The sequence below is a fragment of the Pseudomonas sp. ICMP 561 genome (genome assembly GCF_002699985.1).
GTDB classification, from domain to species: Bacteria; Pseudomonadota; Gammaproteobacteria; order Pseudomonadales; family Pseudomonadaceae; genus Aquipseudomonas; species Aquipseudomonas quasicaspiana.
Window position 1 is genome coordinate 82378 of sequence record NZ_LKBT01000012.1, and the last position, 14669, is coordinate 97046.

At 57.1% G+C, this 14669-nt stretch carries 13 protein-coding genes; 11 read left to right on the forward strand and 2 right to left on the reverse strand.

Translation table 11 applies throughout. The annotated features are described in order from the left end of the window. The first annotated feature begins 134 nt into the window (after window positions 1-134). From prpC to prpF, 3 genes are all read left to right on the forward strand, one after another. Complete coding sequence (gene prpC / locus AO242_RS10600) at window positions 135-1262, forward strand: bifunctional 2-methylcitrate synthase/citrate synthase (RefSeq protein WP_099268658.1); 1128 nt, start codon at window positions 135-137, stop codon at window positions 1260-1262. Window positions 1263-1470: 208 nt separating this feature from the next. Further along, entirely contained in the window at window positions 1471-4065 is a 2595-nt protein-coding gene (acnD, locus tag AO242_RS10605; RefSeq protein ID WP_099268659.1) for a Fe/S-dependent 2-methylisocitrate dehydratase AcnD, read from the forward strand. Between the two features lie 166 nt (window positions 4066-4231). Then, window positions 4232-5413, forward strand: coding sequence for a 2-methylaconitate cis-trans isomerase PrpF (gene prpF, locus AO242_RS10610; RefSeq protein ID WP_099268660.1), 1182 nt, complete (start codon window positions 4232-4234; stop codon window positions 5411-5413). A gap of 117 nt (window positions 5414-5530) precedes the next feature. Here prpF and ppsR read toward each other — a convergent pair whose 3' ends face one another. Then, window positions 5531-6349, reverse strand: a complete 819-nt coding sequence (ppsR, locus tag AO242_RS10615; protein ID WP_027902742.1) for a posphoenolpyruvate synthetase regulatory kinase/phosphorylase PpsR — start codon at window positions 6347-6349, stop codon at window positions 5531-5533. Window positions 6350-6388: 39 nt separating this feature from the next. Next, window positions 6389-6598 carry a hypothetical protein gene (locus tag AO242_RS29945; RefSeq protein WP_049827198.1) on the reverse strand — a complete coding sequence of 70 codons (210 nt, stop codon included), beginning with the start codon at window positions 6596-6598 and terminating at the stop codon, window positions 6389-6391. On the opposite strand from AO242_RS29945, the gene ppsA reads away from it, so the two are divergent. From ppsA to AO242_RS10660, 8 genes are all read left to right on the forward strand, one after another. Next, the gene (gene ppsA, locus AO242_RS10625; protein WP_099268661.1) at window positions 6545-8920 is read left to right on the forward strand and encodes a phosphoenolpyruvate synthase; all 2376 of its coding nucleotides are present in this window, start codon (window positions 6545-6547) and stop codon (window positions 8918-8920) included. The two genes, AO242_RS29945 and ppsA, sit on opposite strands and share 54 nt — an antisense overlap. Window positions 8921-9017: 97 nt before the next feature. Beyond that, a complete protein-coding gene (locus tag AO242_RS10630) occupies window positions 9018-10010 on the forward strand; it encodes an alpha/beta fold hydrolase (RefSeq protein WP_099268662.1) in 993 nt (330 codons plus the stop codon). 175 nt (window positions 10011-10185) lie between these two features. After that, the gene (gene rraA, locus AO242_RS10635) at window positions 10186-10674 is read left to right on the forward strand and encodes a ribonuclease E activity regulator RraA (protein ID WP_099268663.1); all 489 of its coding nucleotides are present in this window, start codon (window positions 10186-10188) and stop codon (window positions 10672-10674) included. Window positions 10675-10685: 11 nt separating this feature from the next. Beyond that, window positions 10686-11681 (forward strand): zinc transporter ZntB, encoded by a 996-nt coding sequence (locus tag AO242_RS10640; RefSeq protein ID WP_099268664.1) that lies wholly within the window; start codon window positions 10686-10688, stop codon window positions 11679-11681. An 88-nt stretch (window positions 11682-11769) separates the two neighbouring features. Beyond that, window positions 11770-12018 (forward strand): hypothetical protein, encoded by a 249-nt coding sequence (locus AO242_RS10645; protein WP_027902737.1) that lies wholly within the window; start codon window positions 11770-11772, stop codon window positions 12016-12018. A gap of 2 nt (window positions 12019-12020) precedes the next feature. Beyond that, window positions 12021-12845, forward strand: a complete 825-nt coding sequence (locus AO242_RS10650; RefSeq protein ID WP_099268665.1) for a mechanosensitive ion channel family protein — start codon at window positions 12021-12023, stop codon at window positions 12843-12845. 86 nt (window positions 12846-12931) lie between these two features. Next, window positions 12932-13522: an RNA polymerase sigma factor SigX gene (sigX, locus tag AO242_RS10655; RefSeq protein WP_027902735.1), complete on the forward strand. Its 591-nt coding sequence runs from the start codon at window positions 12932-12934 to the stop codon at window positions 13520-13522. 106 nt (window positions 13523-13628) lie between these two features. Beyond that, complete coding sequence (locus AO242_RS10660) at window positions 13629-14663, forward strand: OmpA family protein (protein ID WP_099268666.1); 1035 nt, start codon at window positions 13629-13631, stop codon at window positions 14661-14663. The last annotated feature ends 6 nt before the right edge of the window (window positions 14664-14669 follow it).

A 14669-nucleotide genomic window follows, 5' to 3' on the forward strand; every position in this document is an offset into this window, starting at 1 on the left:
CGACCCGGTAGGAGCCAACTTGTTGGCGAAGCGTCGGGTCTGACACCGCCTCGCCAACAAGTTGGCTCCTACCGGGAGCTCTGAGTTCTCAACGAATTGCCAAATCCCTAAAAAATCCAAAATTGGAGAGAGCAATGGCTGAAGCAAAAGTATTAAGCGGCGCGGGCCTGCGTGGTCAGGTTGCCGGGCAGACTGCTTTGTCTACCGTGGGCCAGACCGGTGCCGGTTTGACCTACCGGGGCTATGACGTAAAAGAGCTGGCTGCCGAAGCGCGTTTTGAAGAAGTCGCCTATCTGTTGTTGTATGGCGAGCTACCGACTCAGGCGCAACTGGATAGCTACCTGGCGAAGCTGAAAAAGCTCCGTGACCTGCCGCCAGCCTTGAAGGAAGTCCTCGAGCGGATCCCTGCTGATACCCACCCAATGGACGTCATGCGCACTGGCGCGTCGATGCTGGGCACGCTGGAGCCGGAAGCCAGCTTCAAGCAACAGCGTGATTCAACTGATCGCCTGCTCGCGGCCTTCCCGGCGATCATGTGTTATTGGTATCGCTTCAGCCACGACGGCAAGCGGATTGATTGCGTGACCGACGAGGACTCTATTGGCGCGCATTTCCTGCATCTGTTGCTGGACAAGAAACCCAGTGACCTGCATCGCAAGGTCATGGACGTTTCCCTGATCCTCTACGCAGAGCACGAATTCAATGCCTCGACCTTCACGGCGCGGGTCTGTGCCTCGACGCTGTCCGACCTGTTCTCATGCATCACGGCGGCGATTGGCACGTTGCGCGGTCCGTTGCACGGCGGCGCCAATGAAGCGGCCATGGAGATGATTCAGCGTTTTGACTCTGCCGAAGACGCCATCAAAGGCACCCTTGGCATGCTGGAGCGCAAAGACAAAATCATGGGCTTTGGTCACGCGATCTATAAAGAGTCGGATCCGCGTAATGAAGTGATCAAGGGTTGGGCGAAAAAGCTCGCCGAGGAAGCGGGCGACACCGTGTTGTACCCAGTGTCTGAAGCCATCGACAAAACCATGTGGGAGCAGAAAAAACTGTTTCCCAACGCCGACTTCTACCATGCCTCGGCGTACCACTTCATGGGCATCCCGACCAAGCTGTTCACACCGATTTTCGTTTGCTCACGCCTGACTGGCTGGGCGGCGCACGTGTTCGAACAGCGTGCCAATAACCGCATCATCCGACCCAGCGCCGAGTATGTCGGCGTGGAGCAGCGCAGTTTTGTGAGTATCGATAAGCGCTGATTATAAAAATGTTCAGGTAAGGGCTGCCCCGGTGTCCATGGCATCGCGCTGTCTCGCGGCAAACATTGGACCTGTAGGAGCTGCCGAAGGCCGCGATGGCGTTGTGTCAGATGAACGCTTCGCAGCCTTCGGCAGCTCCTACAGAGTGAGATGAGTTTGTTGCCCCTTATAAGAGCTCCCACCATTTCCGTGATTGAGGCCCAGCGCCATGAATTCAGAACACCGCAAACCCTTGCCCGGCACTTCACTGGACTATTTTGATGCACGTGAAGCAGTGGATGCCATCAAACCCGGCGCTTACGACTCCTTGCCCTATACCTCGCGAGTGCTGGCGGAAAATCTGGTGCGGCGCTGTGATCCGGCCACCCTGAGCGCATCCCTTTCACAGTTGATCGAGCGCAAGCGCGACCTGGACTTCCCGTGGTTTCCGGCCCGAGTGGTGTGTCACGACATTCTTGGCCAGACGGCGCTGGTTGACCTGGCCGGCCTGCGTGACGCCATCGCGTTGCAAGGAGGTGACCCGGCATTGGTCAATCCGGTGGTGCCGACGCAGTTGATCGTCGACCATTCTCTAGCGGTTGAGCATGGCGGTTTCGAACCTGATGCCTTCGAACGTAACCGGGCGATTGAAGATCGCCGCAACGAAGACCGTTTTCACTTCATCAACTGGACCAAAAAAGCCTTCAAGAATGTCGATGTGATCCCGCCCGGCAACGGCATCATGCACCAGATCAATCTGGAGCGAATGTCGCCTGTGATACATGCACTGGAGGGCGTGGCATTTCCGGACACATTAGTCGGTACCGACAGTCATACGCCTCATGTGGACGCGCTGGGTGTGATCGCCATTGGCGTCGGCGGGCTGGAAGCCGAGAGCGTCATGCTCGGCCGGGCGTCGTGGATGCGCCTGCCGGACATCATCGGCGTTGAGCTGGTGGGCAAACGTCAGCCGGGTATCACGGCCACTGACATTGTGCTGGCCGTGACCGAGTTTCTGCGGGCCGAGAAAGTCGTGTCGTCGTACCTGGAGTTTTTCGGCGACGGTGCCAACGCGCTGACCGTGGGCGACCGAGCAACGATCTCCAACATGACGCCTGAATTCGGCGCGACGGCGGCGATGTTCTACATCGATCAGCAAACCCTTGATTACCTGACCCTGACCGGGCGCGAGCCCGAGCAAGTCAGGCTGGTCGAAACCTACGCTAAACAGACTGGCCTGTGGGCCGACAGTCTGAAAACCGCCGAGTACGAGCGTGTGCTGAAATTCGACTTGTCCAGCGTCGTACGCAATATTGCTGGACCCTCCAATCCTCATCGCCGGGTGCCAACTTCCGAACTGGCCGCGCTGGGAATTTCCGGCGTGGTGGAAAATGAACCGGGTCTGATGCCCGACGGCGCGGTGATCATCGCGGCGATCACCAGTTGCACCAACACCAGCAACCCACGCAATGTCATTGCTGCGGGTCTGCTGGCGCGCAATGCCAACGCTGCTGGTCTGACCCGAAAACCCTGGGTCAAATCGTCGTTGGCGCCGGGTTCCAAGGCGGTGCAGTTGTATCTGGAGGAAGCCAATCTGCTGCCGGAGCTGGAAGCCTTGGGCTTTGGCATCGTCGGTTTTGCCTGCACCACCTGTAACGGTATGAGCGGCGCGCTGGATCCGGTCATCCAGCAGGAAGTCATCGACCGGGATCTGTACGCCACGGCGGTATTGTCCGGTAACCGCAACTTTGACGGGCGCATTCATCCTTATGCCAAGCAGGCCTTCCTGGCGTCACCGCCCCTGGTGGTGGCCTATGCGATTGCTGGCACCATTCGTTTCGATATCGAGAAGGATGTCCTCGGCATCGACAAGGCAGGTAATCCGGTCACGTTGAAAGACATCTGGCCGAGTGACGAGGAAATCGACGCGGTGGTCAAAGCCAGCGTCAAGCCGGATCAGTTTCGTCAGGTTTACATCCCGATGTTCGAGATCAAGGCCGACGACGGTGAGCGGGTCAAACCGCTTTATGACTGGCGTGCGCCAAGCACTTACATTCGACGTCCGCCTTATTGGGAGGGCGCGCTGGCGGGGGCTCGTCCATTGAAAGGCATGCGTCCGCTGGCCGTGCTCGGCGACAACATCACCACTGATCACTTGTCACCGTCCAACGCGATCATGCTCGACAGCGCTGCCGGGGAATATCTGGCGAAAATGGGCCTGCCGGAAGAGGACTTCAACTCGTACGCGACGCATAGGGGCGACCATTTGACCGCGCAGCGTGCGACCTTCGCCAACCCCAAGCTGATCAACGAAATGGTGCTGATCGACGGCAAGGTCAAGCAGGGCTCGCTGGCACGTATCGAGCCGGAAGGTCAGGTCACGCGAATGTGGGAGGCGATTGAAACCTACATGGAGCGCAAGCAGCCGCTGATTATTATTGCGGGCGCAGATTACGGCCAGGGCTCCTCTCGTGACTGGGCGGCCAAAGGTGTGCGGCTGGCGGGTGTCGAAGCCATCGCTGCCGAAGGTTTCGAGCGCATACACCGCACCAATCTGGTGGGCATGGGCGTTCTGCCGCTGGAGTTCAAGCCGGGTGTCGATCGCCATACGCTTGGCATTGATGGCAGCGAAACCTTCGATGTAGTCGGCGAGCGTATACCCCGCAGCACCTTGACATTGGTGATCCACCGCAAGAATGGTGAGCGAGTCGATGTGCCGGTGACCTGCCGTCTTGATACGGCTGAAGAGGTTTCGATCTACGAAGCGGGCGGGGTTTTGCAGCGCTTTGCGCAGGATTTTCTTGAGGCGGCCGAGACGGTTTGATCACTTGTGGGATTAGTTTCTGTTGAAGCGAGGCTTGCCCGCAAAGGCCATCTTTGAGTTTTAGGAAGTCTATGTCTGATCTGGCCTCTTCGCGGGCAAGCCTCGCTCCAACGGGTCCAGTTCAGCGCGTAGCGTCCGGACCCAATCAAGTGAGGACAATGATTTCATGATTCATAAAGCACAAATAAAAATCCCCGCCACCTATATGCGCGGCGGTACCAGTAAAGGCGTGTTCTTCAAGCTGGCGGACTTGCCCGAAGCAGCGCAGGTGCCAGGTGCGGCTCGCGATGCTTTGCTGCTGCGGGTCATCGGCAGCCCGGATCCGTACGAAAAGCAGATCGACGGGATGGGTGCTGCGACTTCCAGTACCAGCAAGACGGTTATCGTGTCGCGCAGCAGTCGGGCGGATCACGACGTGGATTACCTGTTCGGTCAGGTCTCCATCGACAAGCCCTTCGTGGACTGGAGCGGCAATTGCGGGAATCTTTCTGCCGCAGTGGGCCCATTTGCGATAAGTAGCGGCTTGCTGGACGCCTCGCGGGTTCCCCAAAACGGCGTTGCCGTGGTGCGGATATGGCAGGCAAATATCGGCAAGACAATTATTGCCCATGTGCCCATTACTGACGGCGCGGTGCAGGAAACCGGCGATTTCGAACTGGATGGCGTGACCTTCCCGGCAGCCGAAGTGCAGCTGGAGTTCCTCGATCCAGCCGCTGACGAGGAGGGCGCGGGTGGTTCAATGTTCCCTACCGGCAATCTGGTGGATGAGCTGGAGGTGCCAGGTGTTGGCACGTTCAAGGCCACGTTGATCAACGCTGGCATCCCGACCATTTTTGTTAACGCTCGAGACATCGGCTACAGCGGTTGTGAATTGCAGGGCGATATCAATAGCGACCCTAAAGCGCTGGCGATGTTTGAAGCGATCCGCGCCCACGGCGCGCTGCGCATGGGCTTGATCAAGCATCTGGAAGAAGCTGCAACCCGCCAGCACACGCCGAAAGTCGCGTTCGTGGCAGAAGCTGCTGACTACATCGCGTCCAGCGGCAAGCCGGTAGCTGCCAGTAATATCGACCTGCTGGTGCGGGCCATGTCCATGGGCAAGTTGCATCACGCCATGATGGGCACCGCGGCGGTAGCGATCGGCACAGCCGCAGCGATTCCCGGTACGTTGGTCAATCTGGCAGCGGGTGGCATTGAGCGTGAGGCGGTGCGCTTCGGACATCCATCCGGCACCTTGCGGGTCGGGGCTCAGGCGCTGCAGAGCATTGGCGAATGGAAAGTCACCAAAGCCATCATGAGCCGTAGCGCGAGGGTGTTGATGGAGGGTTGGGTGAGAGTGCCGGGTTAGGCGAATGAGGTGCTGCAGGAGCGCGCTTGCCCACGATGGCGTCAGATCAGTCAATTGATTTTTTGCTGACACACCGCCTCGCGGGCAAGCGCGCTCCTACAGGCGGGCGGCGCAGGCCTATTTAAACCGTCGCTCAACCCCTTTCTCCACCAGCACCTTGGCCGAGATTTCTTCCACTGAGAAATGGGTGGAGTTGATGTGCGGGATGTTTTCCCGGCGGAACAGGCTTTCCACTTCACGAACTTCGAATTCGCACTGGGCGTAGCTGGAATAGCGGCTGTTGGGCTTGCGTTCGTGGCGAATGGCGGTAAGGCGATCTGGATCAATAGTCAGGCCGAATAATTTGCTACGGTGTTCCTTCAGCGCATTTGGCAGTTGCAGGCGCTCCATATCGTCTTCGGTCAGTGGGTAGTTGGCAGCGCGAATGCCGAATTGCATGGCCATGTACAGGCAGGTCGGGGTTTTACCGCAGCGCGACACGCCCACCAGAATGATGTCTGCCTTGTCGTAGTAGTGCGTACGGGCACCGTCGTCGTTGTCCAGCGCAAAGTTCACCGCCTCGATCCGCTCCATGTAATTGGAGTTGTGGCCGATGGAGTGCGATTTGCCCACCGAATAGGAGGAGTGTGAACTAAGCTCTTGCTCCAGCGGTGCCAGGAAGGTCGAGAAGATGTCGATCATGAAACCATTGGACGTCGCCAGGATCTCGCGGATGTCCTGATTGACGATGGTGTCGAAGATGATCGGGCGGACATCGTCCTTGTCGGCGGCATTGTTGATTTGTTGTACCATCGCCCGCGCTTTCTCGACGCTGTCGATATAGGGCCTGGTGAACTTGTTGAACGTAATGTTCTCAAATTGCGCTAACAGGCTTTGGCCAAGGGTTTCAGCGGTAATCCCGGTGCCGTCGGAGATAAAAAAAGCAGATCGTTTCATTTGCGCCTTTGGCCTTAAGCTGGTGACGATTGTTGGATATCATAGGCGCGCTTGCGGGCCCGAGTGGTTGGCATTCACAACTTTTTTCCAGGTTTCGGCTTGAGGCCAGGCCAGAACGCGTTCGGGGCCTCGCGGTAGCGGGGCGACCCAGACTGAGCTTTTCCCAACAACAACACAGTTAGTGGAGAGATCACCTTGGTAGAGTACGTAGTTTCCCTCGATAAGCTCGGCGTCCATGATGTGGAGCATGTGGGAGGCAAGAACGCATCCCTCGGCGAAATGATCAGCAACCTTGCAGGTGCTGGCGTTTCGGTGCCCGGTGGCTTCGCCACTACGGCCCAGGCCTACCGTGATTTCCTTGAGCTGAGTGGTCTGAATGATCAGATCCACGCAGCCCTGGACGCTCTGGATGTCGACGATGTCAACGCGCTGGCCAAAACCGGTGCGCAGATTCGTCAGTGGATCATGGAAGCCGAGTTCCCCGAAAAGCTCAACGCCGAAATCCGCACTGCCTTTGCCGAACTGTCGGCAGGCAACCCGAATCTCGCCGTTGCCGTGCGTTCTTCCGCCACTGCTGAAGACCTTCCCGATGCGTCCTTTGCCGGGCAGCAGGAAACCTTCCTTAATATCCGCGGCGTTGAAAACGTCATCCGTGCGGCCAAGGAAGTGTTTGCCTCGTTGTTCAACGACCGGGCCATTTCCTACCGTGTTCACCAGGGCTTTGATCACAAGCTCGTAGCCTTGTCGGCGGGCGTGCAGCGCATGGTGCGCTCCGAAACCGGTACGGCAGGCGTGATGTTCACCCTGGACACCGAATCCGGCTTCCGCGACGTGGTGTTCATCACTGGCGCTTACGGCCTGGGTGAAACGGTGGTGCAGGGCGCGGTCAACCCTGACGAATTCTACGTACACAAGGGCACCCTCGCAGCGGGTCGCCCGGCCATCCTGCGGCGCAATCTGGGCAGCAAGGCCATCAAGATGATCTATGGCGAAGAAGCCAAGGCGGGGCGTTCGGTGAAAACCGTGGACGTCGAGCCTGCTGATCGCGCGCGTTTCTGCCTGACTGACGAGGAAGTCGCAGAGCTGGCCAAGCAGGCGATGATCATCGAGAAGCACTACAAGGCACCGATGGATATCGAGTGGGCCAAAGACGGTGATGACGGCAAGCTGTACATCGTCCAGGCGCGTCCTGAAACCGTGAAAAGCCGCGCCCAGGCGAATGTCATGGAGCGCTACCTGCTGAAGGAAACCGGCACGGTGCTGGTGGAAGGTCGGGCCATTGGTCAGCGCATCGGCGCAGGCAAGGTCCGCATCATCAGAGACGTGTCCGAAATGGACAAGGTCCAGCCCGGCGATGTACTGGTTTCCGACATGACCGATCCGGACTGGGAGCCGGTCATGAAGCGCGCCAGCGCCATCGTCACCAACCGGGGCGGTCGTACCTGCCACGCGGCGATCATTGCCCGTGAGCTGGGCATTCCGGCGGTCGTGGGTTGTGGCAATGCCACGCAACTGTTGCAGGACGGTCAGGGCGTCACGGTTTCCTGCGCGGAAGGCGATACCGGTTACATCTTCGAAGGCGAGCTGGGCTTCGACATCAAGACCAACTCGGTCGATGCCATGCCTGAGCTGCCGTTCAAGATCATGATGAACGTCGGCAACCCGGATCGTGCATTTGACTTCGCTCAATTGCCTAACGCCGGTGTCGGTCTGGCGCGTCTGGAATTCATCATCAACCGCATGATCGGCGTGCACCCCAAGGCGCTGCTCAACTACGACAGCCTGCCTCAGGACATCAAAGACAGCGTCGACAAGCGTATCGCCGGTTACGACGACCCGGTTGGCTTCTATGTTGAGAAGCTGGTCGAAGGCATCAGTACCCTGGCCGCAGCGTTTACTCCTAAAAAGGTCATCGTGCGCCTCTCGGACTTCAAGTCCAACGAGTATGCCAACCTGATCGGCGGCAAGATGTACGAGCCGGAAGAAGAAAACCCGATGCTGGGTTTCCGTGGCGCTTCCCGCTACATCAGCGAAAACTTCCGCGACTGTTTCGAGCTGGAATGCCGTGCCCTCAAGCGTGTGCGTGAGGAAATGGGCCTGACCAACGTCGAGATCATGGTGCCGTTCGTGCGCACGCTGGGCGAAGCCAGTCAGGTTATTGATCTGCTGGCCGAGAACGGTCTGAAGCGCGGCGAAAACGGCCTGCGCGTGATCATGATGTGTGAGCTGCCGTCCAACGCCATTCTGGCTGAGGAGTTCCTCGAGTACTTTGACGGCTTCTCCATCGGTTCCAACGATTTGACCCAGCTGACACTGGGGCTGGACCGTGACTCCGGGGTTATCGCGCATCTGTTTGACGAGCGTAACCCAGCAGTGAAGAAGCTGCTGTCCAATGCCATTCAGGCCTGTAACAAGGCTGGCAAGTACATCGGCATCTGCGGTCAGGGTCCATCGGACCATCCGGATCTGGCCCGCTGGTTGATGGATCAGGGCATTGAAAGCGTTTCGTTGAACCCGGATTCCGTGCTGGAAACCTGGTTCTTCCTGGCTGAGGCTCAGGCCCCGGTCTGATGTGATTGAGTGGAGCCCCGGTTCATCTCGGTGAGCCGGGGCTTTTTTACGTTTACCACGGACGGTTTTCACACCGACCTTTGATTGTTTGAGCAATATGCAAAGCAGCAGCACTCTCTTTCCTGTGGCTTTGATCAGCGCAGAACGTTGTGGCGATCTGATCGAAGACGTTTACCGCCTCAAGCCCGCCAACAGTCCCGATTACAGCGTCGAAATTGCGGTGACCCGGCTGGGTCTGGTCGCGCAGCCTGATGTTCGCGGTGTGCCGGTCATTCTGATGCACGGCAGCTTTTCCAACCGGCGCTTCTGGTATTCCCCTAAAGGCATTGGCCTGGGTGCCTATCTGGCGCGAGCCGGTTTCGATGTATGGATCCCGGAAATGCGTGGTCACGGTCTGTCGGCGCGTAACCAGGCGTACCGTTCCAATCGTGTCGCTGATTACGCCCGCTATGACGTACCCGCCATTGCGGCATTCGTGCGGGAGCAGAGCGGGCAGATTCCGCACTGGATCGGCCATTCCCTGGGCGGCACCACTCTGGCGGCTGCGCTGGGCGGGCAGTATCTTGGCCCACCTGGTGCAGCCTCCGTTGCCTTGTTCGGCAGCCAGGTCAGTCGTGATTACTGGCCGCTGAAGATTCCGCCAGTGCAGTGGGCGGGGCGCATGCTGTTGAAGCCGTTTGATCACATTTCCGGCCCGCGTTTCAAGCGGGGTCCAGAGGATGAGCCCATCGGTCTGGTGCTGGAAAGTATGCGTTGGCATGGAATGTTCGGCCGCTTCGGTGACCGCGAGACGGACTGGTGGGCAGGTTTGTCCAGCGTTGAAGTGCCGGTGCTGGCGGTTGCCGCCGTTGGCGACCATCAAGACCCGGTCTGGGCGTGCCGCAAGCTCTTTGATCAGGTGGGATCGCAACAGCGCAAATTCCTCTGCCTGGGGCGTGAGCAGGGTTTCTCGCAAGATTTCGACCATGTACAGATGCTGGTCAGCAAAAGCGCCCAGCGCGAGGTCTGGCCGTTGGTCCCGGAATGGCTGAACGACGGCTGCCTGGCTGTACAGGAGCTGTCACAAACGCCGATGGCCGTTGGCGAGTGACTTCGGCGTATTACACTGGGCGCAGATTGCAACTCCATCAGGACGCGAAATGCATTTCAGTCAAAGGCTGTATCAGTTAAAGGTCGCGAAGCTGGATACGTTTTGATCTTATGAGCTACGGTTCATAGGCAGACACATCATAAGACGCTGATCTTTCACTGACAGGAGTACCACCATGCATTACCTCACTCCCGACCTGTGTGACGCTTATCCGGATCTGGTTCAGGTTCTTGAGCCGATGTTCAGCAATTTTGGTGGCCGTGATTCATTTGGCGGCGAAATCGTGACCGTCAAATGCTTTGAGGACAACTCGCTGGTCAAGGAGCAGGCCGAGCTGGACGGGAAGGGCAAGGTGCTGGTGGTCGACGGCGGCGGTTCGCTGCGTTGCGCGCTACTCGGTGACATGATTGCCGAGAAGGCCGCACACAACGGCTGGCAAGGTATGGTGATCTACGGCTGTATCCGCGACGTGGATGTCCTGGCGCAAACGGATCTGGGCGTACAGGCTCTGGCCAGTCATCCCCTGAGAACCAACAAGCGCGGTATTGGTGAACTGAATGTGGTGGTGACCTTTGCCGGGGTCACGTTCCGTCCGGGTGAATATGTGTATGCCGACAACAATGGTGTGATTGTTTCACCGTCGCCTCTGACAATGCCCGAATAAGCGAAGTATTAATGTTCGACGAAACAAACGCGCAGTGGGGGCTGGTTCATGCCCTCGTTTTGGACGGTAAAGGCGGGGCACGCTTCATCGCTCGGACCGAACTGGATTGCCTGCAATTGCAGCCGCACGAAAGTGTATGGCTGCATTGGGACCGTGGTCATCCGCAAACTCATACATGGCTGCGGACGGCCAGCGGTCTGAGCGAGTTCGCCTGTGACCTTTTGCTCGAGGAAAATACCCGGCCGCGCTTGCTACCGCTGCCAGACGAAAAACTGCTGCTGTTTCTGCGTGGGGTCAATCTCAATCCTGGGGCTGAGCCGGAGGACATGGTCTCGGTACGGATCTTTGCCGCAGCCCAGCAAGTTATTTCCTTGCGCTTGCGACCATTACGCGCCACGGACGAGCTGATTGAACAACTGAACGAAGGCAAGGGCCCTAAAACGGCTTCTGAACTGATCCTTTATCTCGCCCAATACCTGACCGACAAGGTTCAGGCGCTGGTGGGTGACCTCACCGAATCAGTGGATGAAGAGGAAGAAAAGATAGATGCCGACGAACGGTATACCCCTGATCATGGCAAAATGCTGCATATTCGTCGCCGGGCTGCGGGACTGCGGCGTTTCCTCTCTCCACAGAGGGAGATTTACGGACAGTTAAGTCGCAGCAAGTTGCCATGGTTCGTTGACGATGACGCTGATTACTGGAACGAGCTGAACAACAGCCTGACGCGTTATCTCGAAGAGCTTGAATTAACCCGCGAGCGAGTGGGGCTGGTGCTGGAGTCCGAAGACCGGCGTTTGCGGGAGCGGATGAATCACACGATGTACCGCTTTGGCATAATCACAGCAATTTTTCTACCCATGAGCTTCCTGACAGGCTTGCTGGGGATCAACGTTGGCGGGATTCCCGGCTCTGACAGCTCGTACGGATTTCTGGTGGCCTGCGCATTGATCGTCGCGCTGGCTTTAGGGCAGTGGTGGTTGTTTCGGCGCTTGCGCTGGGTTTAGTGTTAAGTTTTTTAACGTGCGTCCAGGGACTGATTTGTGACTCGTCCGAATCGGCATGCGTCTTCACTGGACGTTACGAGAGGTGCCTATGCACGATCCGTTTGAAGAATCATTGCGCGACATGCTCAAGTCCTCATCCTCCAGCCGGGATGATGATGCATGCCTTGGTCGCGTACTGAAGACCGCCAATCGCCAGGTCGGCGCAGGTGTGTTGTTCAGTCTGCTGGGCCGCTGGACTGAAGCGATGATGATCGCTTTGAACAACGGCTCGGCCCATGTTGCACCGGTTTCACGTAAAAAGAATTCTACCGCTCGTCCTGTCGATAAGGCTGATTGAACATGGAATTGGATGTCTGGACCCAGAGTCTGGTTGCCGCAATGACCGCATTGTGGACCAAGGTTGCGATTTTCATCCCGAACCTGTTGGGCGCTCTGGTCGTCGTGTTGCTCGGTTTTGTTGTCGCCAAGCTGCTCGAAACCTTGCTGTCCAAGCTGCTCGCCAAGGTTGGTCTGGATCGTTTGATGGCAGGCACTGGCCTGACCAAGCTGATCAGTCGTGCCGGCGTTCAGGTGCCCATTTCGACGCTGGTTGGCAAAATTGTTTACTGGTTCGTGTTGTTGACCTTTCTGGTTACAGCGGCTGGGTCGCTGGGGCTGGAGCGGGTTTCCGCGACGCTGGACATGCTGACAGGGTATTTGCCAAAGGTATTTGGTGCTGCACTGGTGCTGATGGTTGGGGTGCTACTGGCGCAACTGGTCAACGGCCTGGTGCGAGGCGGTGCCGAAGGAGTAGGGCTTGATTATGCTGCAGGCCTGGGTAGAGTCGCCCAGGGTCTGGTCATCATTATCAGTATTTCGGTGGCGATCAGTCAGCTGGAAGTCAAAACTGACCTGCTCAATCACGTGATTGTGATCGTTTTGATTACCGTTGGTCTGGCAATTGCGCTGGCCATGGGGTTGGGAAGTCGTGAGCTTGCTGGCCAAATACTGGCAGGGATTTATGTGCGGGAGTTGTATCAGGTAGGGCAAGAGGTGCGGATTGGTGATGTCGAAGGGCAGATCGAAGAGATCGGTACGGTGAAAACCACGCTGCTGACAGACGACGGGGAGTTGGTTTCATTGTCCAACCGCGTTCTTCTGGAGCAGCGAGTGAGCAGCCGTTAAGCGGCTAACCTGCTACTCTATGCCGCCACAAATTGCCGCTTCAAGGGCAGTGGCGGCCAATGACCTGACTGTCGGCACGATTTGTTTTGAATAACCCTCAACCGCTATCGATGCGCTACGACCCGAGCGAGCTCTCTGATGAGGAGCTGGTCGCGCGCGCCCACGTCGAATTGTTTCATGTGACGCGGGCATACGAAGAGTTGATGCGTCGCTATCAACGAACACTTTTTAACGTCTGTGCACGTTATTTAGGGAACGATCGTGACGCAGATGATGTCTGTCAGGAAGTGATGCTTAAGGTGTTGTATGGCTTGAAGAATTTTGAGGGTAAATCGAAATTCAAAACATGGCTGTACAGCATCACTTACAACGAATGCATCACGCAGTACAGGAAGGAACGGCGTAAGCGTCGCTTGATGGACGCTTTGAGTCTGGATCCACTTGAGGAAGCGTCGGAAGAAAAGACGCCAAAACCTGAAGAACGGGGCGGACTTGATCGCTGGCTTGTGCATGTGAACCCGATCGATCGGGAGATTCTTGTGCTGCGATTTGTTGCAGAGCTTGAATTCCAGGAGATCGCTGACATTATGCACATGGGCTTGAGTGCAACGAAAATGCGCTACAAGCGGGCTTTAGATAAATTACGTGAGAAATTTGCAGGCATTACCGAAACTTAAGGCGATGCAAATATCTCTAACAACCAGGCAAGTTCTGATAGACTTGCCGATGAGTTGTCCCCTTATTGCGGGACTGCTTTACAATCACCAGATGGGGATTTAACGGATGAAACTGAAAAACACCTTGGGCTTGGCCATTGGTACTATTGTTGCCGCAGCATCTTTCGGCGCTCTGGCTCAAGGCCAAGGCGCAGTCGAAATCGAAGGCTTCGCCAAGAAAGAATACTACGACAGCGCCCGTAACTTTAAAAACGACGGCAACCTGTTCGGCGGTTCGATTGGTTACTTCCTGACCGACGACGTAGAAGTACGTCTGGGTTACGACGAAGTTCACAACGTTCGCAGCGATAGCGGCAAGAACATCAAAGGCTCCAACACTGCCCTTGACGCTCTGTACCACTTCAACAACCCGGGCGACATGCTGCGTCCGTACGTTTCGGCTGGTTTCTCTGATCAAAGCATCGGTCAAGACGCTCGCGGCGGCCGTAACGGTTCTACCTTCGCCAACATCGGCGGCGGTGCCAAGCTTTACTTCACTGACAACTTCTATGCCCGTGCTGGCGTTGAAGCTCAGTACAACATCGACCAAGGCGACACCGAGTGGGCTCCTAGCGTCGGTATCGGCGTAAACTTCGGTGGCGGCTCCAAGAAAGTTGAAGCAGCACCAGCTCCAGTAGCTGAAGTGTGCTCTGACAGCGACAACGACGGCGTGTGCGACAACGTCGACAAGTGCCCGGACACCCCAGCCAACGTTACTGTTGACGCTGATGGCTGCCCAGCAGTTGCCGAAGTGGTTCGTGTTGAGCTGGACGTGAAGTTCGATTTCGACAAATCCGTAGTCAAGCCTAACAGCTACGGCGACATCAAGAACCTCGCTGACTTCATGCAACAGTACCCACAAACCACCACCACTGTTGAAGGTCACACTGACTCCGTCGGTCCTGACGCTTACAACCAGAAACTGTCCGAGCGTCGTGCAAACGCCGTTAAACAGGTTCTGGTTAACCAGTACGGTGTTGGCGCTAGCCGCGTAAACTCGGTTGGTTATGGCGAATCCCGTCCAGTTGCTGACAACGCAACTGACGCTGGCCGCGCTGTTAACCGTCGCGTAGAAGCTGAAGTTGAAGCACAAGCTAAGTAATTAGCC